18 protein-coding genes are annotated in these 23431 nt (G+C 53.0%); 2 read left to right on the top strand and 16 right to left on the bottom strand.

Annotated elements, in window-relative coordinates; translation table 11 throughout:
• Positions 1-343: 343 nt before the first annotated feature.
• Positions 344-1090 (top strand): GAF domain-containing protein, encoded by a 747-nt coding sequence (locus tag H8B13_RS05465; RefSeq protein ID WP_187309827.1) that lies wholly within the window; start codon positions 344-346, stop codon positions 1088-1090.
• Positions 1091-1240: 150 nt separating this feature from the next.
• Here the strand turns inward: H8B13_RS05465 and H8B13_RS05460 are convergent, their stop codons facing one another.
• From H8B13_RS05460 to H8B13_RS05425, 8 genes are all read right to left on the bottom strand, one after another.
• Complete coding sequence (locus tag H8B13_RS05460; RefSeq protein ID WP_187309826.1) at positions 1241-2698, bottom strand: L,D-transpeptidase family protein; 1458 nt, start codon at positions 2696-2698, stop codon at positions 1241-1243.
• 334 nt (positions 2699-3032) lie between these two features.
• Complete coding sequence (locus H8B13_RS05455; RefSeq protein WP_187309825.1) at positions 3033-4478, bottom strand: hypothetical protein; 1446 nt, start codon at positions 4476-4478, stop codon at positions 3033-3035.
• A 227-nt stretch (positions 4479-4705) separates the two neighbouring features.
• Complete coding sequence (locus H8B13_RS05450) at positions 4706-7894, bottom strand: T9SS-dependent M36 family metallopeptidase (protein WP_187309824.1); 3189 nt, start codon at positions 7892-7894, stop codon at positions 4706-4708.
• Positions 7895-8235: 341 nt separating this feature from the next.
• The gene (locus H8B13_RS05445) at positions 8236-8547 is read right to left on the bottom strand and encodes a hypothetical protein (RefSeq protein WP_187309823.1); all 312 of its coding nucleotides are present in this window, start codon (positions 8545-8547) and stop codon (positions 8236-8238) included.
• A gap of 300 nt (positions 8548-8847) precedes the next feature.
• The gene (uvrB, locus tag H8B13_RS05440; RefSeq protein ID WP_187309822.1) at positions 8848-10881 is read right to left on the bottom strand and encodes an excinuclease ABC subunit UvrB; all 2034 of its coding nucleotides are present in this window, start codon (positions 10879-10881) and stop codon (positions 8848-8850) included.
• A 168-nt stretch (positions 10882-11049) separates the two neighbouring features.
• Complete coding sequence (locus H8B13_RS05435) at positions 11050-11397, bottom strand: DUF6970 domain-containing protein (RefSeq protein ID WP_222841341.1); 348 nt, start codon at positions 11395-11397, stop codon at positions 11050-11052.
• Between the two features lie 34 nt (positions 11398-11431).
• Positions 11432-13105 carry a hypothetical protein gene (locus H8B13_RS05430; RefSeq protein WP_187309821.1) on the bottom strand — a complete coding sequence of 558 codons (1674 nt, stop codon included), beginning with the start codon at positions 13103-13105 and terminating at the stop codon, positions 11432-11434.
• Positions 13086-13769: an RNA polymerase sigma factor gene (locus H8B13_RS05425; protein ID WP_187309820.1), complete on the bottom strand. Its 684-nt coding sequence runs from the start codon at positions 13767-13769 to the stop codon at positions 13086-13088. Before H8B13_RS05425 ends, H8B13_RS05430 begins: the two co-directional genes overlap by 20 nt.
• A gap of 380 nt (positions 13770-14149) precedes the next feature.
• On the opposite strand from H8B13_RS05425, the gene wrbA reads away from it, so the two are divergent.
• Positions 14150-14764: an NAD(P)H:quinone oxidoreductase gene (wrbA, locus tag H8B13_RS05420; RefSeq protein ID WP_187309819.1), complete on the top strand. Its 615-nt coding sequence runs from the start codon at positions 14150-14152 to the stop codon at positions 14762-14764.
• A 106-nt stretch (positions 14765-14870) separates the two neighbouring features.
• Here wrbA and H8B13_RS05415 read toward each other — a convergent pair whose 3' ends face one another.
• The 8 genes from H8B13_RS05415 to H8B13_RS05380 form a co-directional block, all read right to left on the bottom strand.
• The gene (locus H8B13_RS05415; RefSeq protein ID WP_187309818.1) at positions 14871-15611 is read right to left on the bottom strand and encodes a shikimate dehydrogenase family protein; all 741 of its coding nucleotides are present in this window, start codon (positions 15609-15611) and stop codon (positions 14871-14873) included.
• A gap of 114 nt (positions 15612-15725) precedes the next feature.
• Entirely contained in the window at positions 15726-16382 is a 657-nt protein-coding gene (locus H8B13_RS05410; RefSeq protein ID WP_187309817.1) for a DedA family protein, read from the bottom strand.
• Positions 16383-16470: 88 nt separating this feature from the next.
• Positions 16471-17532 (bottom strand): bile acid:sodium symporter family protein, encoded by a 1062-nt coding sequence (locus tag H8B13_RS05405; protein WP_261990249.1) that lies wholly within the window; start codon positions 17530-17532, stop codon positions 16471-16473.
• A gap of 73 nt (positions 17533-17605) precedes the next feature.
• A complete protein-coding gene (locus H8B13_RS05400; RefSeq protein WP_187310297.1) occupies positions 17606-18868 on the bottom strand; it encodes a PQQ-dependent sugar dehydrogenase in 1263 nt (420 codons plus the stop codon).
• 257 nt (positions 18869-19125) lie between these two features.
• Positions 19126-19956 carry a phosphosulfolactate synthase gene (locus H8B13_RS05395; protein ID WP_187309816.1) on the bottom strand — a complete coding sequence of 277 codons (831 nt, stop codon included), beginning with the start codon at positions 19954-19956 and terminating at the stop codon, positions 19126-19128.
• A 102-nt stretch (positions 19957-20058) separates the two neighbouring features.
• On the bottom strand, positions 20059-21456 hold the full coding sequence (locus H8B13_RS05390; RefSeq protein WP_187309815.1) for a tetratricopeptide repeat protein: 1398 nt from the start codon (positions 21454-21456) through the stop codon (positions 20059-20061).
• 89 nt (positions 21457-21545) lie between these two features.
• Positions 21546-22571: an NAD-dependent epimerase/dehydratase family protein gene (locus H8B13_RS05385; RefSeq protein WP_187309814.1), complete on the bottom strand. Its 1026-nt coding sequence runs from the start codon at positions 22569-22571 to the stop codon at positions 21546-21548.
• Positions 22572-22635: 64 nt separating this feature from the next.
• Entirely contained in the window at positions 22636-23415 is a 780-nt protein-coding gene (locus H8B13_RS05380; RefSeq protein ID WP_187309813.1) for a tyrosine-protein phosphatase, read from the bottom strand.
• Positions 23416-23431: the final 16 nt, after the last annotated feature.

Below are 23431 nucleotides of genomic sequence, written 5' to 3'. Positions count from 1 at the left end.
GCTGGAAAATGCCCGCGTAGCAGCGTTCTTGCTCAAACTTAAAAAAAGGCCCCCCAGTGCTCTGGGGGGCCTTTTTTATGCTTGCTTTCCAATGAGTTATAAGAAGAGGCTACTTTCTCGTACTAACGATTTGCAGGTGAGCAGCCGCAGACCTCAACCTGATAGTAGAGCGGCGAAGCAGAACGTCTTTACAATGATAAGAACACAACTGGGCATAATGACCGCTGATCTGTGACAGCAGCCCCATTATACCAGCGCTCGGTGTTGCAGTACAGCTTAAACTAATTCCTTAAGGGAAACTTTTGTCGCCAGACCCGGCTTGTCAGGGGTATATTTGTGTACTATGCCTAAACCTGATTCGCTTATTCCAGCCGATGACCAACAGCGACTGATGGCGCTGGCTCCTTACTTGGTTTTGGGCACAACACCGGATGCCGTATTTGATGAAGTGGTGCGCCTCACGGCGAAGCTGTTTAATACTCCCATTGCATTGGTTTCCTTGGTGGATGAAGGTAGCGTGTGGTTCAAGGCTAATTTCGGCTTGGCCGGCGCTGAGCGGGTTGCCCGCAATGAGAGTGTATGTTCGGTGGCTATCCTGCAGGGTGAAACGACCATGTATGAAGACTTGCTGCGCGAACCTTGCCACCTGACCGATCCGGGAGTAGCAGAGGCGTTGCAGCTGCGTTTTTATGCCGGCCACCCATTGCTTACCGCTGATGGTCAGGCAATTGGCGCCCTGTGCGTGATTGATCGTCAGCCGCGGGCGCTTTCTTTCGCTGAGCAAACGCGTCTGCAAGCCTTGGCAGCGGTGGTAATGAAAATGCTGGACTTGCGGCTGGCCTTGAAGCAGCAACCAGGAAATTCCAGCGCTACGTGGCTGCAGCTTTATCATCACTTAGATGAGTCCTTAGGGCGCCTGGGCACCCTGGGTGAGCTAGCGCAGTGGGAAGAATCGCCTACGACACCCGCCGCCCTCGACTATCAGCGTTCCATTGAAGAAGAAGCCACGCGCGTGATTCAGGTACTGGACACGCAGGTTTCGGACGCATTAGCGGCACTAAAAGTCACTGGCAGGGAGGGCAACTCATAATCGCTCTACTTTTCTTGTAAATCAGTTGTCCGTCTTGACTAAGACTAGCCGTTCTATTGACAACATAAACTATAAACCCAGCAAAAAAGCCCCCCAACTATAGTTTGGGGGGCTTTTTTGAATAATATCATCTAAAGTGAGGTAAGGCTTTTAGCGGCTAACGGCTACATCTGACTTATGACTGGATACGTTCTCCCAGGCTTCTGCTAATACCTTGTCGAGGCCGTAAATGTCGGGCAGCTGACGGAGTTGGCTGCCATCAGCCTCGCAGGTTTGATAGCGTATTGTCAGAGGCACGGAGGCATAGAGACCGAAGTACTTGGTTTCGCCCTCGTTAAGGCTGTCATTCATTTTCTCCACCCTGCTACTTGCCTTGCCGGCGTCGCGCTCCACCAGAAAGCGGGCCAGCGCCCACGCATGCTGCACCCGAATGCAGCCGTGGCTCAGCGCACGGGTATTAGCGTCAAACAACTTCCGATCAGGGGTATCGTGCAGGAATACTTCATAGGGGTTTGGAAAGCGAAATACCACATTTCCCAGAGCATTGCGTGAAGAAGGCGCCTGCCTAATCTGATACGGAAACTCAGCGGGCGTCATCGTTTTCCAGTTTACCCGCGAAGCATTCACCCGTTCCCCGGCCCGATCATACAACCTCAGGTTGCGGGAGCTGAGGTAGCGCGGATCACGCTTCAACCGTGGTAGAACCTCTTTGGTGGCAATGCTATGTGGCATACGCCATTCGGGTGCCGTCTGAAAGAAATTGACCGCGCTGTACAGCTCCGGCGTGGGAGTGGCCGCTTTGCCCACCACCACCCGGTGGCTACGCACCACCTGCGGGCCGCGCACTACCTGCAAGCTGTAGGCAGGAATATTGACAACCAGATAGATAGAATCGGCGCGCGGTTCCCAACGTAGCCGCTCCAAGTTAAGAGCTACGGAAAGGGCCATTTTACGGGCCGCCACTGTATCCGATTCCAACAGGCGCTGCCATGTCCACAGCAGTCGCACATAGCTCCGGCTGTTGGGCTGCGCCAGCAGCATATGTTGCCCAAAATTATTGCTTTGGAGCGCCTGACTAAGGTGAATGGCGACGTTGATAACTTCACTCTCCGTCACCCGCGAAGGCCGGATTGTGCTGTCCTGTATCCGGCCGTGGCTCAAATGCTGGGAAAACCGGAGAAGCGCCGCCGTAAGGCGTGTTTCGACCTTCAGGCGCTGCTGGAGTTGGGTTGGGGTTGTCTGTAACGAATCGAGCAGAAGCTGAAGGGAAGCAGTCTCATAGTCGGAGGCCTTGAGCCCGTACCGCTGAGCTTGTGATAACAGGGTAAGAGCTGCCTGCGCGTTCTCAGTCGGGCCAGCATCGGTGGTCCATACAGGCACGAAATCGACGAGCGTATAAAACAGCTGCACCTGTTCCTGGGTACTGGCTTCCGCAGATGATGCTTTGGTGGCGTAGAGCTGCCGGAGCTGAACGGCGACCTCCGTTGTTGTTTGGCCTCCTCCTGCCGGTAGCTCAGCAGCAGAACTGACCGTATGGGCCTCTACAGCAATGCTTTTACACAGCAGTAGCAAAGCAACAACATGCGTTAAGCGTAGGTAAGGAAACATGATCAGGAGCGGTAAATAGTATTATCAATATTTATACATTAAATATGATTCTTATTAAAGATACCACTATGACAGCCCCTGTGCTGGCATTTTCTGTCAACGTCGCTTTCAGCTACATGAACACGGCAATTTGCGTTATCAATCAGTATTGGCGCTCCGGAATCGGGCCCGCTACGGCTCAGCTTAAAACCGCGTTTATCAAGCTCTTACATATATTCAATATACCAAACCGCGGTCATAAGTGAAAGCAGCATACGGGAATAATTCCTTGAAAAGCTGAAGCATTAATGCGCTGCTTATACTGAACTTTGGTGCTTTTCTGATGACATGCGGCTCACTGGTAATAAAGCTTCTTTCCTTTGGTCACGCCCCAAAACTCCAGCAGTTGGGCGTTGTCATCCGATTGCAGCGGATCGGTTATCTTTTCCCAGGCCATCACAGTACAGTCGCTGTCGATATGAACGATTGGCTCCGGCGACTGGGCCAGCTGCTGCAAGGCTGCTCGCTCACACTGGTTGTTGTTGGTCATCCGGAGCTTATCGGCATTCATGAAAATGGCCGCAAACAGCACCACTCCCGCTATATACCAGCGGCGGGGCCGTCCCGACAAATGCTGTAGCAAGTAATAGGTAGAAGCGCTGTAGAAATACATCAGACCCAGAATAATGGGCAGAATAGAATCGCGGCGCAGGATGAGGGGCCGGTAGTTGCGATAGCCCCCGAGCGGCAGCAGCAGAATATAAATCAGCGTAAATAGGCCCAGCAGCTGCAAAATGCGCAGCCACCGCCGGCTGGCTGCACTGGGGGGCAAAAAGCGACGGATAAGCTGGGCATTGACTAAGCCTATCAGCACGAGCAGTGGAAAGCCGAGCTTGCCCGTGAGCTGGCGAAATACGCCCTGCGGCACCAGTTTATACCGCTCCCACACGGGCAGGGTGGCGGTTAGGTTTTCGGAATTATTGCGGCCAATATATAACGAATACAGGCACAGAAGCCCGAATATGCCTAATAGCAGTACCGCAATGAGCGGCACCCGTTTCGCCTGCCGCCCCCACCAGCTCAGGTACGATGGCACCCGGGTTTTCGGCCAGTGTTGCTTTAGCCAGTACAGCCCGATACACACAAACAGCACCAGCACCGCGCCCGTCACAATAGGCCCGTTGAAAGCCAGCACCACCATGAGGGCGGCGATAAGAGGGAGTGCAACCCACGATAAGCGCAGGGGCTGCTGGCTGAAGGCGGCCCGATAGAAAGGCAGCAGCAGCAAGAGCAGCAAGGCTAAAGGGAAAGCATAGAAAAAAGTGTACGTTATCGAGTGGTCGATTACGCCCATTTGCCCATTGTAGCCAGCCGTTTGAAACAGCGGCACCAGCAGCGCCGCGGGCAGCCACAGGCGCCGGTCGGTGAGGTGCTGTGCGCCGATGCTATACACAGCCAGTAGGTAGAGCAACAGCCCTTGCACAGCCGTTTTGAACAGCGCGCAAGCCAGATATACGCTGCTGATGGGATCAGTGAAGCGCTGAAGCCACAGCGGAACCGATTTGAAGTAGCCAACCAGAGCCGCATGAGCAAAATACCGGTTAGGCCCTGCATACACCTCATTTTTGGCAATTACGGCCCAGCCAAATGGGTCTTGCAGCACTTGGCTATACCAGAAGCTAGGCAGCACAATGGGGGCCAAATCGCCCTCCAGCGGTATCTGATAATTCTGAATGTAGGAGTACCCCAAATCGAATAGAACGAATAAGGCGCAGAGCCACACGACGTACCGTTTGTTCATGCAGAGGTGGTAAGAACAGCGGCCAGGCGCTGGAAAGCAGGCTACGAAAAACCTACCGGAATGAAGACACGCCAAAGGTAAGTAGCTATTGGAGCGTGCAGCTTAGTTTAATTAAACAAAAAAGCCCCCCAGATACACGTCTGGGGGGCTTTTTTGTTTATCAGTTTCAAAACGCCGGCTGTGAATGTCCACAGCCTGCGTTTTTACGCTTCTGGTTGCTTACCGTGTTAGTCCTGTAGAACTACCCGGGTAAACTTATTCTGCTTACCGGAAGTCAAGCGAACCATGTAAACACCCATAGCCAAGCGACCTTTGCTGAACTCGTGCGAGATGCGCTGACCAGCTTCGCCCTTTCCCTGGGCTACCACTGATACTACTGCACCCTGCATGTTCATTACCTCCAGGCGGTAAGCACCACTTTCGGCCAACGTAAAGGCCAGCGTGGTATTAGCGTTGGTTGGGTTTGGCGCAGCAGTCAACTCGTCATTAGCAGCAAGGGCATCGCTAGTTTTAGCGCTGGCAACAGCAGCCTTCGCTTTTGGTGAGCAAGCACCCAGCGAGCCGCCAATACGAAGTTGAGCTTCTACCGCATCAGCACTGACGCAGATCTCCTTGCCTTGTTTCTGGCAAACCTGCACCTTATCGTTCTTATTGCCGCAACGCACGTCAATTACTGTAATCGTAATCGAAGCGTACTTGGTGCACTGATCCGAGTTGACGGCCTTCACGGTGAAGGTGTAGGTACCGGCAGCAGTAGGAGTGAATATTGGGTTAGCAATTGTTGCATCGCTTAAGCCCTCAGCTGGAGTCCAGGTATACTTATTCGTTGCGTCGCCGCTAGCTTGTAGCATTACAGTCTGGGGACCGTAGCCCAAGTAAATCACTTTTGAATCGCCACCGGTGAATACATCCGAAGTAGGTATTGCCGCAACTGTAAGCGGTGTGGTGCACAGATATGTTGCTGGCAAATCGAATGCCTGTACCTGATCGGTGCGGCTGGTGCTCAGGCCTTGCTTGGCGCTGAAACCCAGGCCACGCTTAGCGAAGGCTCTCCAGATAAGCTCCTGGTTGGCACCACCGTAGTTGATGCGGTCAGCCAACAGAATAGCGTCACGACCATCAACGAAGCCTGGGTTGCATTTCTGCAGCTTCAAGCCGTCGATTACCAACTGCATAGCCATATTGTTGCCGCCCGTACCGTTGTACAGATCTTCGTTGTAGCCATACTTGGCAATCAGATCCCAGGTCATGTCCCACAGCATGGTAGACCACACGAAACCGATGCCGTGAGGCTGGGTGATTGCCGCCGTGTTGTTGGTAGCCGCGTAGGTGAAGTTGTTTACGCTAAAGTCAGTGGTGTAAGGCGCCGGACGAATGCCGCGGCCTGTAGTTGGCTGGCCCAAAGCGTATGTGCCAATACCTCTTACTTTGACACGCGTGTCGCCGGGCTTGATAGTCATCATCAGACCGAACCAGTCGCTCCAGCCTTCGCCCATCTGCTCCGCATTCTGAAGGCAGTTGACAACCGATGGACCACCAGTCAAACGGTTGGAGATACCGTGGCCGTATTCGTGAGCGATGATGCCGTTATCGAAGTCACCATCGATTTCAGGACTCGAGCCATCATTCTTCAGCGTAACGGTTACTTCGGTGCCAGCATTCAGAGCACTACGAATACCTACTCCGTCAGCCTGCCCAATCATGACAGCTGGAATAACAATAGCTGGCTGCGCTACCGTGGGAGCACCACCCATTACAATGGGAGCACCAACAGCATTGTTGATTACGACTACGGCAATAGCGCCGGCTTTCTGTGCATTCTGCACTTTATCAGCGAAGCCGCAGCTTCCACGATACACTACTGCAATGTTGCCACTGATTGCGGCCGCATTCGCAAAAGCCCCACAGCCTTCTTCAGGCGTACCAGCCGGAGGAATAACGGGAGCTACGGCCAACACTAACTTACCTGTAATGCGCGTGGTCGTTAAAGGTTTGCTGAACGCGGCTTCCACAGCCTGATAAGCACCAGCGATGGATGATGGCGTATTTACACGGAATAGCTCCTTGTCGGGAATACCGTTCCACAGGTACATCTGCATGCGAGGCAGCGAGCCATCTACCGGCGTACCAAAGTTGGCGTTGTTACGCTGCGGACCTTGTGATGATGTAATGCGGGCGTCCTGCGCTTCAGCGCGCACGAAGTCGTTGCCTAAGCCACCTTTGCCGAAGTTATCGAACTGAAAGTTGCCGCTAACTTCATCAAAACCATACTGATACCACACATCGTGAATCAGGTTGTTCCAGTAGAACAGGTTGGTAGTGGCCGCGTCAATATAGGTTGCGGGCTGCTTGGTGAAGTCAATCGGAAAGTCGAATTTCAGGCTCGGACCACCGTCAGGGCTGTAGTTATTAACAGTAAAGTTGTTGGCAATAGTAGGTAACGGATTCAAGCCATTAGGATCCTCGTAGGCATACACGTTGTTGCCCCGGGTAGTGGTCATGTTGCCCACCGGCGTATAATGCCAGCCTTTTGGTGAAGCCGTTTTATCGGCAGCTTCGGTGCTCACGAATACCCGTGGGCCGTGGCTTGGGCTCTCCGTTGTGAGCGGATAAACATTGTAGAAGTTAGCCGCGGGAGCCTCTGCCAGCGTCGTAGCGAAGCTGAACGGCTTAGATGCTACAGCTTGCTTTTGAACATAGCTGTCACTGATATGTACGCCGTTGGGGCCGTCGTTGTCGAATTCGCAATGCACTATCAGGTTATCCTTTTCCAGGAATTCGCCGGTAGCGGCATCTACGCGGATAACCCACCAGTTCAGACCATCCAGCTCATCTATAGTTACTTCCCAGGCCAGCCGAAGGCTACCATCCTCCATGGGCTGATACACCAGCTTAGTCGGAATCGACTCAAGCGAAATGCCCCCCGTCGAGAATACTACCTCCTGGTCAGCGCCATCCTCTCTCGATTGAACGGAGAGAGGCTCCTTTATCGACGTATTCAGGTGCTTGGCAGCGGCGGCTACGGCGGCCTCAGCCGTCATGCTGGAGCCGCTTTCCTTTACCTTTTTGCCGGCATCCTTCACAAACTGATCACCTACATTCACTACCTCATTATTGGAGGTCATACTGATGTTGGTAATAGCATTGTGAATCTCAATGCCCTTGTATTGCTGCTTCAGATAAATGTGCTTGACCCCGCTTTTCTTCGAGAAGGTTTCGCTGCTCAATGTAATGTCGGCAATGTCCTCGTCAGAAAGCTGAAGCTTCTGCTTGTTCTTTTTCAGGTGTTCAAGAACTGCTTGCGGAACAGCCTTTTTGCCCGCGTTTCCCTTCCCCTGACTGAAAGAAGTGTAACCTCCTGTTAGCATAATAGCCAGTAGCACCGGCTTCGCTAAGAATGGTAAGAGTTTCCTCATTTGTTATGGCTTTGGATAGTTAATGTATGGTGTTCTGAAAGTAAGATTATTTATATAGTATTTTGAATAAATTATTTCATTTGCCAATATTATATACATTATTAAACTTAATTAATACAATTTTAATTTGATTAGTATAACTACAATCAAGATTTTGATTTAAAAAGTCATACTACTACTACTCACCACTTCTGTTTTACAGCATATAAATTCTGACACTTGCGGTTTGAACCAAACCAAGACCAACGCAAACAAAAAAGCCCGCCAACACATGTGCTGGGGGGCTTTTTTACATTAGTTTTTTATGCATTGTAATTGGATTACAACGCATTGCATAAATACTATACTATCTTTTCGGGTATTTGGCGTAGCCATGCTGCCGCCGAGTTTTCATCTTCAAAAAGCCGGTAAGTCATAGCGGCTTCCCGAGCCTCTCCTATCATCTGGCTTACCGACAGTCGAGCGAATACATCGCGGGGAATTAATACAGCGCCATATATCTGGCTTCCTGCGGCAGTGCGCGAAATCCAGTAATCGACAATCCAGAGGCGTTCCTCTTCGGTAAACGGCGCCATCAGACGCTGATCCCCTAGCAGCTTGTACCATCCCCGACGCTGGAGCAATTGGCTCGTATGCGTCAGGAAAGCTTGCATATGAGCAAGCTTGCGCACTCCCGGATTATAAATTACATAAGCAAAGCCATCAGGGTGTTCTAAGACCCGACCAACTGAATTTTCAAAATAAACCCGCAACCCCGTAGTAGTTACCATAGAAACGACTCCTTTTAAACCTCTCAGCGATCAGATAAGCTGTTCACTTGCCCGAAAAACATCAATTTTCCGGCCTGAATCTATGGTTGAGATTACATTAAGCTAAAAAAAGCCCCCCGGATACATCTCTGGGGGGCTTTTTGGAAAAAATAAATGTGGTTGGAAACGCTATATAGCCTCAGTCTAATCTCGCTTTGTCTTTAGCATTTGACGAAGTTGGGCCAATTCATCGCGGTACTTAGCAGCTTGTAGGAAGTCTAAATCCTTGGCGGCGCCTTCCATCTGCTTCTCCGTCTTCTTAATGACTTTCTCCAGCTCGTCGCGCTTCATAAGGGCAATGACCGGCTCGGCCGCCAGCGTCAGCGTATCCGTACCGGGGCCAGCGTAAGCAGCCGGCTCAATGCGGCGCATATCCGACAGCGACGTTTGGCCCATGATTTCATCGTGCGATTTGCGTACTGTCCGCGGCGTGATGCCGTGCTCCTCGTTGTAGGCCAACTGCACCGCACGGCGCCGATTCGTCTCGTCGATGGCGCGCTGCATGGAGCCGGTAATGCGGTCGGCGTACATGATAACCTTGCCTTTATCATTTCGGGCGGCGCGGCCCATGGTCTGAATCAGGCTGCGCTGGTCGCGCAGGAAGCCTTCTTTATCGGCATCCAGAATGGCCACCAAGCTTACTTCAGGCAAGTCCAAGCCTTCGCGCAATAGGTTTACCCCAATCAGCACGTCGATAACGCCTAGGCGCAGTTGGCGCAAAATCTCTACGCGGTCAAGAGTTTTCACATCGGAGTGCACGTAGCTCGACTTGATGCCCAGGCGCTCCATGTACTTCTGCAATTCCTCAGCCATACGCTTGGTGAGCGTCGTCACGAGGATCCGGTCACCCATCTTCACGCGGTTATCTACTTCGTCCAGTAGGTCGTCAATCTGGTTGGCGCTGGGACGAATGTCGATTTCGGGGTCGAGCAGGCCGGTGGGGCGAATAATTTGCTCGATGATAACCCCGCCGCTGGTTTCCAGCTCATAATCGGAAGGCGTGGCCGATACGAAAATGGCTTGGCGGTACATGCTCTCGAACTCGTTGAAAGTCAAAGGCCGGTTGTCCATGGCCGAAGGCAAACGGAAGCCATACTCCACCAATGCCGTTTTGCGGCTCCGGTCGCCGCCCCACATCGCCCGAATCTGGGGAATGGTGGCGTGGCTTTCGTCGATAACCATCAGATAATCCTGGGGGAAATAGTCGAGTAGGCAGAAGGGACGTGAACCGGGCGTACGACCGTCAAAGTAGCGCGAGTAGTTCTCGATACCGGAGCAGTAGCCCAACTCCCGAATCATCTCCAGATCAAACTCGGTGCGCTCGGTAATCCGCTTAGCCTCTTGGTCGCGGCCCTCCTTCACGAAATAGCTCTGCTGAGCCATCATATCAAACTGAATCTCTTTGATGGCTTGGTGCAAGGTGTCTTTGCCGGTCACGAAAAGGTTGGCCGGGTACAGCGTCACGCTTTGCTCGTCGGCGAGTTTCTTGCCGCTGTCTGGGTCGATGCGGTGAATAGCTTCGATTTCGTCGCCGAAAAAGAACAGGCGGTAGGCAAAGTCGGCGTAGGCGGGGAAGATATCTACCGTGTCGCCCTTCACCCGGAACGTGCCGCGTGTAAACTCCACTTCCGTCCGGGAATAGAGAATCTGCACAAACTGATACAAAAGATTATTGCGCGTGTAACGCAGGCCGGGCGCCATGTAAATGACGTTTTTGCTGAACTCTTCCGGGTTGCCGATACCGTAAATGCACGACACAGAAGCTACCACAATCACGTCGCGCCGCCCGCTCAGCAGCGTAGAAGTACAGTGCAGCCGCAGCTTCTCGATTTCCTCATTAATAGCGAGGTCTTTCTCAATGAATACGTCGGTGCTGGCTATGTAGGCCTCAGGCTGGTAGTAGTCGTAATAGCTGATGTAGTACTCGACGGCATTATTGGGGAAAAACGCCTTAAACTCGCCGTAGAGCTGGGCCGCCAGGGTTTTGTTGTGGCACAGTACCAGCGTGGGCTTGCCGGTTTGGGCCACAACGTTGGCCACAGTAAACGTTTTGCCAGTACCAGTGGCTCCGAGCAGCACCTGCGCCGGCTCTCCGCTTTCTACGCCCGCCACGAGTTGGGCGATGGCTTTGGGCTGGTCGCCGGTAGGCTTGAACTCGGAAGTAAGTTGATATTCCATGCAGGGAAAGTAGCCAGAAATGATAGCCTATGATAACTCCGGAGCGCCAAGGTAGGTTTCCGGGAAACAAAAAAAGCCCAACTAATTCAGTAGGGCTTTTTGCTGGCACTGGGGAGCAAATTCTGGCTGTAAGCAGGCACAGCACTCTTGCTTGCCCCTAAACGAAACTTAACGAGGGTCGCGCCATACCACGCGGGCATCGGTGGCCTGCGTAGAAAAGTCAGGGCATTGCCCATCGCCCTTCCCCGTAATGCCGCCGCTGGGTGCACAAATAACATCGCCGCACTCATTATAGAGATAGTTAAACTGGTCGCAGCAGTCGCTGGACACTAAGTAAACCTTCTCGCCCAACCATATATACTCTGTTATTTCGGCCGCGGGATTCTGCTTGGGCTTGGCTTGTAACTCCGCTATTTTGGCATCGACAAAGCTGGGACAGATGGACGTATTTTCGTCGCCACACTGGAAAGCACTGAGGAGACTTGTTAGAAGGAAAAGCGTGAGTAATCGTTTCATTGCTAAAGAGTTTAGATTTCAATTTACGGCAGATTTAGCGGACCACGGCGGGTGATTTTTGCCCCCCAAACTCCACACTGGCCTCCAGACCAACAGAATACGGCCGGGAGCGTTGGAAGAAGGAGCCGCCAGGGTCCTGATTAAGCGTATTCAGACCAGCCTCCGCAACAGGACCCAATGATAAGCTCCAAGCCGCGGCAGCCGGCGCATAGCGCACGCCCCCACCCCCACGCACCGACGCCAGCACTTTGCGGTAAGGTGACTCGGAAGAAGAAAGGGTGTAGTCGCGGGCGGCAGCGGCGGTGCCATCTACTTCTGTGCTGCTTTTAATAAGCAGGTTCACGGCGGCGCCTACTTTAGCGTAGAGCGACCAGCCCGTTTTGGCCGAGCCGTAGCGCATGGCTACCGGTACGCCCACCGTGCTATATCTAAACTCCGTGCCGCGCTGGCCGGCATAAAACTGGTTTCTGCTCGAGTCAGATGCTGCCTGCCCAGCGAAGGCTGTCCTCGTATCATTAAGAGTTAAGGATGTTTTGGAGGAAGCCCGCTGCTGGGAAGTTTCTACACCAGTCAGTAGCGTCCATTTATTGTTCAACGCATACGCCGCAGCTATTGCAATGCGCTGAGCAGGACCAGCTTCCAAATTATCGCGGTACTCGCTGGCACCATACTGATAAGCCGACCGGGCGCTGTAGGCAGGAAGCGCTGAGTTGTTGGAGGGAACCGCGCCAAAATCAAGCGCTGCATTAGCTGTCGCGCTGGAGCTAAAATCAATATTCGGATTGTAAGAGCTGGCCGCATAAGCCCCGCTCAGGCGCCATTTGCTACGCTTACGTTCAGGTTTTTCCTCTTCGGCGGTTTCCTGGGGGGCATTTATTGCCGCTTGGGCTAACATGTTAGCGGACGCAGGAAGTGTCTCTGGCTGCAAGGTTTCGGGGCGGCGAAATGCGGCAGCTACCGTGTTTCTTTCAGCGGCCGCCGGTACTGGTCGTGCGGTTAGCCAATTTGCCCCCAGCTCGTTTTGCGAGTTGCCTATACCTAGTACCGATGGGACAAAGGCAGAACTATAAGCTCCATTTCCAGCTTGGCGCTCAGCAGCAGTCAGTGAACTAACAGCAGCGCTGGAGCCTAAGCTAATACTGTTTGCAGCCACACTGTTACTTGACTCAGACTGCGTAATTCCCACAGCCGATTTAGCGGCCCGCAATAGGGTGCTGGCTACATCGTCCGTTGCTGATTGCGACGTGGCCGCCAAGGCTGCTGAGGCTGTGGCGGCTGAGCTTGGTTGCTCGGTAACGGCTGCCACATCAGTGGACGTGGTAGCGCCATTGCGCAACTGACTAGTGGTGGCGCTGCTACGCGGTGCGCTCAGCTGAGTATCAGCAGTTGCCTCAGCAGTAGTTTCCTCAGCGGGACGAGTGGTAGCAGCTATTTCCGTGCTGGGGGGCAAATGTGTGGCATTATGGAGCAACAGCCAGCTGCCGCAGCCCAGCACCAGCAGAGCGCAGGCCGCCGCTATCCAGCGGTGCAGCAGCAAGCGCCGCCGGTACGAATCGTTTTGCCGAACCAACAGTTCGTGGTCGAGCTGCTCCCAGACGTGCTGACGAGGAGCTACTTCTGCCTCGCCAAGTTTCTGTCGGAACAAGTGCTCCAGGTCGCCGGTGGGCCGGGACTCGTTGGGTGTATGATTATTTGCGGAAGATGCCATTGCTGCGATGCGCGTCGAGGCGCTCTAATTTAGTTTTCAAGATGACCCGAGCCCGGGAGTACTGCGATTTGCTGGTGCCTTCAGAAATGCCCAGCAACTCGCCAATTTCCTTGTGCCCGTAGCCTTCGATGGCAAACAGGTTAAACACCATGCGGTAGCGCGGTGCCAGTTCCTGCACAAGGGTCAGGAGCTCTTCAAAAGCGTAGTTGGAGAGCGTAAACTCCTCCCCTGCCAGATCCTCGGGGTATTCGCCCTCGCTCATTGCTACCAAGCCGCTATTGCGCCGGTGCTGACGCAGGGCCGCATTAATCATGATGCGCCGAATCCAGAACTCCAGGGGGCATTCGCGGCGAAACTTGCTGAGGTTGGTAAATACCGTTACGAAGCCTTCCTGTAATACATCCTCCGCCTCAAAGGTGGTTTGAGCGTAGCGCAGACATACGGCCATCATGCGGGCAGCAAACCGGTCGTACAAGTGCTTCTGCATCAGGCGGCTTCCGGCTAGGCAACCATCTATGATTTCGGCTTCGGTGAGCTGAGAAGGTGGCACCAGCGAGCGGACCGGAGCCGGCGGAGGCGAAGCAGCCACCGAAGCCGACGAATTGCCCCCCGCAAGCAGATTGTGCAGCCCTCTGCCACCCATCGCAAACGATAAGGCGCTCATCGATTGGGGTGGCCGACTGGGCCGTTGTGGCTTAACATATAGTTGATTGGGCCAGGATAAAGTGGCTGCATACGCTGCGGTTCGTAATAACGTATCGGTAGAGTAATCCGCAATATACTAGCGGGCTTCAGTGTGTAGAGGCTACTACCTGCCCTCATGGTTGCATGCTTGTGCCCGAATATTTTTTAAATGCACTTTATAGCTCTGGGGGGCTTTATTGGCGGTTAAAAAATAATTTTCTGAAACAATGTCAGTACATTTAATGTACATACATATATTTGTCAATCACCTCTCCGATTCGCCTTTCGTAAACTGACCAATTGCTTTTGGCAAGCTGCCTACATTCATACCAACTCATTTTTCACTTTTACTCTTTCCTCATGAAAACTATTGTTCTGTTCTATTCCACGTATGGCCACGTGTGGAAATTGGCCGAGGCCGTAGCCGAAGGCGCCCGCCAAGTAGAAGGCAATGATGTAGTAGTAAAGCGCGTACCCGAGACGCTGTCGAAAGAAATTCTCGACAAGATTGGAGCCACGCAGGCGCAGCAAGCTTTCAACCACGTGCCCGTCGCTACCCCCGAGGAATTGGAGCAGTACGATGCCATCATTATTGGTACGCCCACCCGCTACGGCAACGCGTGCGGCCAGATTCAGGCATACCTCGACTCAACTGGTGGCTTATGGGCCCGTGGCGCGCTCGTGGGCAAAGCAGGTGGCGCATTCGTGAGCACCGCCACCCAGCACGGCGGCCAGGAAACAACGCTACGCGCACTGCACACAGCATTGCTTCACCATGGTATGGTCATCGTGGGCTTGCCCTACGCTTGGCAGGGTCAGATGGGCCATGATGTAGTAACAGGCGGCACACCCTATGGTGCCAGCACCGTGGCCGGTGGCCAGGGCGAGCGTCAGCCCAGCGAGAACGAATTGGAAGGCGCTCGTTATCAAGGCAACTACACCGCCGAAATTGCTAGCAAGCTTTCCAGAAAATAAGCGTTACTTGCGACTTATACCCTGAACGCACATATTGCAACAACCAGCAAGCCACCCATTTGGGGTGGCTTGTTGTGTTTTAGGGCATTCCTGCAGCATTTGCTCTTTACTGACTCCAAATTTCCCAGGCAGCCTCCGCCTGGAGGCAAAGCATTTCGAAGCCATTCTTGGTTTGAGCACCGGCTTCGCGACCTTTTTGCAGGAACAATGTTTCGCTCGGATTATAAATCAGATCGTAGAGATAATGGGCGGGCGTGAGAGCCTCGTACGGGATGGGAGCGCACGCATCTACCTGCGGAAAAGTACCCAGCGGCGTTGCATTAATAATTAGCGAATGCCCAGCGAGTACATCAGGCGTAAGGTCATTGTAGGTGAGGCCCGTCCCGAGCGGGTTGCGCGACACGAGCCAATACGGAATCTCCAGTTCCCGCAGTGCTGCCTCTACCGCCTTGGATGAGCCACCCGTACCAAGCACAAGCGCCCGTGCCTCGGGGCCACGTAGAGGGTAAAAAGCCCGCAATGACTCTCGAAAGCCGATATAATCGGTGTTATGACCGATGTAGCGGCCGTCGGTTGTGCAGTCGATGACATTGATGGCGCCAATACGGGCCGCCGCCGATGATATTTCGGTCAGATAAGGCCATATCTGCTCTTTGTAAGGAATGGTTACGTTGAGCCCCCGCAAGTTGGGGTGCTCAGCCAACAGATCGGGTAATGCCGAGATAGTGGGCAACTCAAAGAGTTCGTAGCGATGATCGTCGAGGCCCAGATTCTCGAACTTCTGGGTAAAATAAGTTTGCGAGAACGAGTGGACAAGCGACTTGCCAATGAGGCCAAATTCCTTCATACAATAACTTCACACTAGCAAAACTGACCACTGACGCTTACCGCATGCAATAATAGAAAACCGCCCCAACGGATTACCATTGGGGCGGTTTATTTGAAAAATAAATACCTGACATTAAGCTACTGGCCGACGGCTGTTCTGGCGCGACTTTACAAACTCGAATATCACGGGAAGGATAGATAGGCCGATGATGGCCAACACAACCAGCGAAAAGTTTTTCTGCACAATCGGGATGGTGCCAAAGAAGTAGCCCGCGCCCGTCAGCGAAACGACCCACAAAACGCCCCCCACTACATTGTACGACAGGAACTTGCTGTAACTCATGGTGCCCACGCCCGCTACAAAGGGCGCAAACGTGCGAATGATCGGGATGAAGCGAGCCAATATAATGGTTTTGGCTCCGTGCTTCTCATAAAACTCCTGGGTACGAATGAGGTGCTCACGCTTCAGGAAACGGGAATTCTCGCGAAATACCCGCGGCCCCAGATAGTCGCCAATATGGTAGTTGAGCGTGTCGCCGAGCACTGCCGCTACGATAAGTAGGCCCATCATCACCCACACATTCAGGGGTGAGCCGGGCAGGGCAGCCAGCGAACCAGCCGCGAACAATAGGGAGTCGCCGGGCAAAAAGGGCAGCACTACTACGCCCGTTTCCACGAAAATAATCAGGAAAAGAATGGCGTACGTCCACGTTCCGTAGTCCTGGATAATGGCCCCGAGATGCTTATCGAGATGAAGAATGAAATCAATGATGTCCTTGAGGATTTCCATGAACCAGGAATAGAAGACGAAGTTATTTTACTGCAAAGAAAGCAGGCAGCCGGCAAAGTTTCCGGCTGGGGGGCTTTTTCAGCTGGCTTTAGGGTATAGCTGGGGCAACGGTTGCCTTGCTATCGGCGCGCCGGCTCAGGGCTTGGGCTACAATGCTGGCTACAAGAATTTGAAGGGCGTGATAAATCATCAGGGGCAAAAGAATCAGGCCGGCCGTGCGCGCATCGGGAAACAGCACCTTCGACATTACGGTACCCTGAACCAAAGACTTTTTGGAGCCACAAAACAGCGCTGTAATGGTGTCTTCGCGGTTAAAACCTACTAACCGGCTCAGCAGCAGGACGCACCCGTATACTAAAAAGAACAGTAACAACATAGCCGCACCCAGCCCAAAAAGGTCGCCGGCGGAGTAGCCCCGGAATATGCCCTGCGCAAACGACTCGCAAAACGAGGTATAAACAATCAGCAGAATAATAGCTTGGTCGAGCATGCGCAAGGGCCCGGCGAAGCGTTGCGCAAACTGATGCAAGCGCGAATGCAACAGAATGCCCACCGCCACGGGCAATAGCACCTGCAACGCCAGATCCAGGATAGTGGAGCCCAGGCCGCCGGAAGTGCCAGACGTTATAAAGAGAGCCATCCAAACGGGCGTAATAAATACGCCCAGCAAACTGGAAATACTGGCATTGAAAATGGCCGCCGGCAGATTGCCCTTGGCAATTGAAACCATCACGACGGAAGAGGAAACCGTAGAGGGCAAGGCGGCCAAATAAAAGCCCCCCAGCCACAGCAACTGGCTTTTTTCGGAATCAAAAAGTGGCTTCACCAGTAATAAGAGCAGCGGAAACAGCAGAAAGGTTGTGCCCTGCACTACCAGGTGCAAGCGCCAGTTGCTCAGGCCAGCCTTCAGCTTTTCGCGACTCAAGCGTAAGCCGTAGAAGAAGAAAATGACTGATACGCCATAGTGCGCAATGCGCCCCAGCGGCAGCGGCCTCTCTTCGGCCCCAAATTCCGGCCACAGGTAAGCCAAGCCAATCACTCCGATCAAGCCCAGCAGGAACCCATCGAGCCCCGCCCGCTGCGCCAGCTCCCGCAAGCGTTGTAATGGGCTGCTGGGGGGCATTTTAGCGGTCGGAACGGATGGGGACATAAGATTCTGTTACGTAAAAACACTTTTGAACAGGCTCAGTGAGTGAACCTGCTCGCTAGGAAAGCACCCGTAACTAAGACTTTACGCCTTGAGTTGATGTTACGCGCCATATTTTGCCCCCCGCGTCATCCGCTACCAGCATAGAGCCATCGGGCAGCACAGTTACTCCTACCGGCCGGCCGTATACTTCCTTGGTGCTTTCATTGGCCACAAAACCCGTCATAAAGTCTTCGGGCCGGCCAGCAGGCTTGCCATTTTGAAACGGCACAAATACTACCTTGTATCCCGTAAACTTCGAGCTATTCCAGGAGCCGTGCTGGCCCACGAAAGCGCCATTCCGGTATTTGGCAGGGAAACCACTGGCATCATAAAAAGCCAGACCCAACGACGCCGTATGTGGGCCCAAGGCTACATCAGGCACTATTGCTTTGGCCACTAAGTCGGGCCGTTCACCTTTGCGGCGAGGGTCTTCGTTTTGGCCGAAGTACGAATAAGGCCAGCCATAAAAGCCGCCTTCTTTCACGCTAGTCATGTAATCGGGCACGAGCTCGTCGCCCAGCTCATCGCGCTCATTCACGGCGGTCCAGAGTACCTGGGTGCCGGGCAGCCAATCCATCCCTACGGGGTTGCGCAGGCCGCTGGCATACACGCGCTTGCCGGAACCATCGGGATTAATCTCCAGAATCAGGGCTCGACCTTCATCGTTTTTCTCGCCCTTCTCCATCACATTACTACCCGACCCTACCGACACGTAAATCTTGGAGCCATCGGCGTTGGCCAACAGGTTGCGGGTCCAGTGGTTGTTGTAGCCGCCAACGGGTAAATCCAGGATTTTTTGCCCCCCGGCAGTGATTTTAGTCTGACCGGCTTTGTAAGGAAACCGCAGCACGGCGTCGGTATTGCCCACGTAGAAATTGTCGCCTATGACCAGCATGCCGAAAGGCTGATTCAGGCCCGTCAGGAAGGTTTCGCGCACCTCCGGCTTGCCGTCTTTGTTGGCGTCACGCAGGAGCGTGATGCGGTTGGCGCTGGATTCCTTCATCGACCCCGACTGCTTCAGGCCTTTCGCCTTTTCGCCCTTCGCCGTGGAGGTTTTTTCAATGGAATTAGATTCAGCAATAAAAATATCGCCGTTCGGGGCCACATAAATCCAGCGCGGATTCTGCAAGTCGGCCGCAAATTCCGTCACCGTAAAACCGACCGGCACCGTTGGCATTTTGCCTTCAGGCCAGCCAATTACCTTACTGAAGTTCTTTGCCGACGGCGTAGCATATGGTTCGGGCAGCGCAGGCGCGGCCCCCGAATCAGTAGATGCAGAGGCGGTAGCGGCAGCCATTTCTTCCGTTTTAGGCGACGATTGATTGCAGGCGAATAAGGCCGCCAACGGTAAATAAAGCAGGTAATTTTTCATGATAACCAAGTGAGCAGTGGTTGCTTATGTGCAACAACAGCTTACGCACGCGTGCCTGCTGAGTTAACACCTCCCCTACTAACTTTTGGGCCTTACCTGATAGGCTATAGCCCAAAAAGCCCCCAGCCGCTGCACATGGCAGTCTAGGGGGCTTTTTTGAGCAACCGTATATCTTAAGTGTTCTACCCGCGCGGCATGGAAGTACCGGGGCGGCCGGTCTTTACTTCCGGCTTGAACATAGGATCTACGCCGTCCATATCAAGGAAGTGGGTAAACGTATCACCGCGCAAGCCCAGCCGAATGGTTTCCAGGCTCACTACTTCATTAGGCGCGATATTTCCCAGGTTCACGTTGCTACCGAGTAGCTTAATAAACCACACTTGCTGAGCCTTCTGAGGAGCTTCCCACAGAATTTTCTCAAAAGGAATTTTGGTCAGAATTTCCTCTACCAGACCCGAGCGTACCTCGCCGGTGCTCCGAAACAGGCCTACATTACCAGCCTCACGCGCTTCCCCAATTACCTTGATAGAGCCAGCGTCCAGCTCCGTCTGCATCTGGGCAATCCACTTGTAGGGAGGAATAATTTTCTCCGCATCCTTCGAACCAACCTCCGACAACACATTCAGGTCTTTGGCCAGCGTGCGGATATACTCGCATTTTTTCTCGTGGGGCAATTCTAGGGAGCCGTCCGAAACCTCGGCGTACTCCATTCCAAACTCCGACAACAACCGACGGTAGTCATCAAACTGATTACGAATGATAAAGGCCTCGAACAGGGTTCCGCCAAAGTACACTGGCACACCGGCCTCTTTATACACTTCCAGCTTGCGCTTGAGATTAGGCACTACATACGAGGTAGCCCAGCCCAGCTTTACGATGTCGGTATACTCGCCGCCTACTTCCAGGAAGTCTTCTACTTCGCGGATACTCAAGCCTTTGTCCATGACCATGGTGTAGCCTTGTTCGCGGGGTTTGGCGGTACGCTCGGGGAGTTGATCGAGGTGATAATTCATGCGCTTTGGTTCAGATAGAGGTAAGCCATAAAACCAACTGTCATCCTGAACGAGGTAGAGTTCAGGATGACAGTTGGTTTCAAAGGTTAAAATTTGAGTTATCTATTTCCGGTACTGATCAATCAGTCGAGCCAAGGCCCGTTGCGATTCCAGTTCCGGGAAGTATTCGAAAAGCAAACGGTGCTTGTCGAAATCCAAAACTAGCGCATTTTCCAGATTCTCGTAAGCTTCCCGATAGCGGCCAGCCGCCAGCAGGTAAGCGCACAGGCGGTATTGTAGCTCAGCTTCAGCAGGTTGTATCTCCACAGCGTTACGCATCAGATCAATGGCGCCATCATAGTTGCCCTGCTCGTAGAGGATAATGCTCCAGTTCAGCCACGCATCTTTGTTGTCGGGGCCTACCTGCGTAGCGCGGTCGTAGCACTCCACGGCACTCACCACGTTGCCAACCTGATATTCAGCGGCGGCCAAGGCCAGCCAATACTCCACGCTTTCGTCGTAGAGGGTAGTGGCCTTGCGGAAAAAATGGGCGGCCTCAAACCAGCGCTCCTGGGCATTAAGCACTACGCCCATCCCAAACCAGGCTTCATCCATTTCCGGATCGAGGTCAATGGCCCGCTGATAATTGCGCCGCGCCTGGTCCCATTCAGCCATTTTCTCGTAGCACTCGCCAATGTTACACAGCGCCTCGGCCGTAGGCTCACCAGCTGAGTAGCTCAGGTTGAACTCATCTATAGCTTCCCGATACTTTTCCTGGCTTACATAGGTGCTGGCCAGAAAAGCGTGCGCCTCATAATAGGTAGCATCAACCAGAATGGCGTACTCGAAAGCCGCAACTGCCTGATCGTATTGCCCCAAGCGATAATAAGCCTGACCCAGATTATACCACGCCGGAGCAGAATAAGGATCTTCATCGGTAAAGCGACGGAAAAACTCTAGATTTTTCTCCAAGCGCTCGCTCACCTCCAAACAATAGAGCAGTTCCTGCACCGCTATGTCATTGTCGGAGTTCAGGCGCAGGCTCATCTTATAATACTTGGCCGCACTCTTAAACTTCTGCCAGCTCTGGTAAGCCAAACCGAGGTTAAAGTATATATCCTCACGCTCCGGTGAGTGCTCAGCGGCATCATGAAAAAAAGCTACCGCCTCAGCAAACTCGCCTTTCTGCGTGGCGATAATGCCGCGGGTAACGGCCACGTCGGGGTTGGTCGGATCAAGTTGGGCTACGTCTTCAATCTGCTGGGCCGCAGCGGAGTATTCGCCCTTCATGGCTAGTACCTGCGAGCGGTCGATGAGCAGTTCGGTAGAAAAAGGATACTGGGCTATAGCAGCCTCACAGGCATGTAATGCCTTATCGTACTGCGTATTAGTCGTATAATGGTCGATGATATTCTCAAAATCGGCCAGATCAAAAAAGACAGATTCGTTCTGGGCTACCATGCGTTCAAACCGACGCACTGTATCCAGCACTTGCTGCCTTTCCTCAAAGTTTTCGTTCATTCTCATTCGTATGCAAGACTCAAAGGTCGCCAAAACGGCAGACTTTGCCGGCGTCGGGCGGCGGAATCACTGAAGATAACGCTGCTGGCTTATGATGCAATAACCACACCGGGCGAAGGCTGGTTCGCTGATGTCAGGCCCGCGCAACACCACTGCACTGTTTCGGTCAGCGGACGGAATTGTAAGCCTGTGGCCGCCTCTACTTTGGCTGCGCTGTAAACCACTGAGCGCCTGCCCGCACGGGCTGTATCTTTAGTGATGAGTGGCCGTGCACCCGTCAGCACGGAGCGCAAATGCTCTAGACGCCAGATCGTTTCGGCCGCCCAGGTAGGTACTGCCACTGTGGGGGGCTTTTTGCCGAAGCACTCTGCCGCCAGAATCAGGAAATCGCGCAAAGGCACTGTGCCGCCACTCAAAATAAAACGCTCCCCTGCTATTTCACTCTGAAAGGTCAGGCGAAGCATGGCCTCCACGACGTCGCGCACATCTACATAGTTTAGGCAGCCTGGCGTATAAAAGGCATGTTCTTGGTGCGCGTATCGGAAAAGGCGGGTGCTACTGCGCTGCCAATCAGCGGGCCCGAGCACTACCGAAGGATTCACAATAACAGCGGATAAGCCTTCCGAAATCCCGCGCCACACTTCCAACTCGCCGAAATACTTGGAAGTGGCATACGCATTATGTCCAGCGCCCAAATCCCATTTAGCCGTTTCATCTACCACAATATTTGCCCCCCGGCTATCCTCCTTTGTCGCTGCAGGCCCACCTAGTGCGGCCACCGATGATACATGACACAGTCGAATACCCGATCTTTGCTCCAGGCAGGCATCTACCACAGCAGCAGTGCCCTCTGCATTTGTCTGCTGCAGTTTTGCCGCATCCTGCGGAGCATACGAAACCAAGCCGGCGCAGTGAAAAACGTGGGTAACTCCGGCCAATGCGGTGCGCAATAGTGTGGTATCACGCAAGTCACCTTCTATCCACTCTACTTTATCGGCATTCTGAATAGCTGGCACTTGCTCTCGATAAAGCGCCCGCACTATATAACCCTGTGCCACCAAGGCTGGAATCAGGAAACTGCCCAACAATCCGCTACCACCAGTGACGAAAACCATACATATCAGGGGTTAGGTAACGGTGGCGGTTATTTATCTAGTCAGGAAGCAATCATCTGATTTGCTAATCAGTCAACAGCGTGTTGTTTAGGAGAGGCAGAGCCAACACTTTTTTTAAATAGGGTAAAGGCAGCACTTTACTACGCAGGGTTTCGGTGTGTTTAGGATTGTGCGCATCCGTACCTACAAAATCTACTAAGCGGGCATCAATTAGCTTTTCGGCTATACGCTGGGCGCCAGAGGAATAATAACCAGCTAATGAGTTGAGATTAACTTGAAATAATACGCCGTTGTCGTGAATCTTTTCCAACTCAGAAAAGCGACCATATAAATAAGTGTAGCGCTCAGGATGCGCCAATACCGGCTGATAACCCTGCGCTTTTAGCCGGAAGATTATATCCTGCATGTTGAAGGGCTCGTTCATATAAGACGTTTCCAACAACAGATATTTTTTGGTGCCCCCAAAGCTTAAAAGTTCTTCCACACTATCTAATTTCCCCCCCAGCCATTCATCCAAGTAGTATTCAGCGGCACATTCTAGCTGTATGTCCACGAAGCCTGCAGTCGTAGCAGCTTCCTGCATTCGCGCTAATGCGGCGTGAACAGTAGCGGGAGTATTCTTATAAAAATCACCCATAATATGGGGAGTCATAATCAGCTTCCGATACCCTAGCGCCTGCATTGCCTCCAACAAACCTAATGACTGCTCAATGGTTTCGGCCCCATCATCTAGGCCCGGGAGGAGGTGCGAGTGCATGTCAACTCCAAGCTCCGCCAGCAAGTTTTCGTTAACCAGCGACGCAGAAGCCGCTTGGCCGAAAATCTTGCGCAGGAATGAAGCCATATTCTAGATGAGAGAA

Origin of the sequence: Hymenobacter sp. BT188, assembly GCF_014333585.1 — a bacterium.
Lineage (GTDB): Bacteria > Bacteroidota > Bacteroidia > Cytophagales > Hymenobacteraceae > Hymenobacter.
This window is presented reverse-complemented; position numbering and strand designations above follow the sequence as displayed.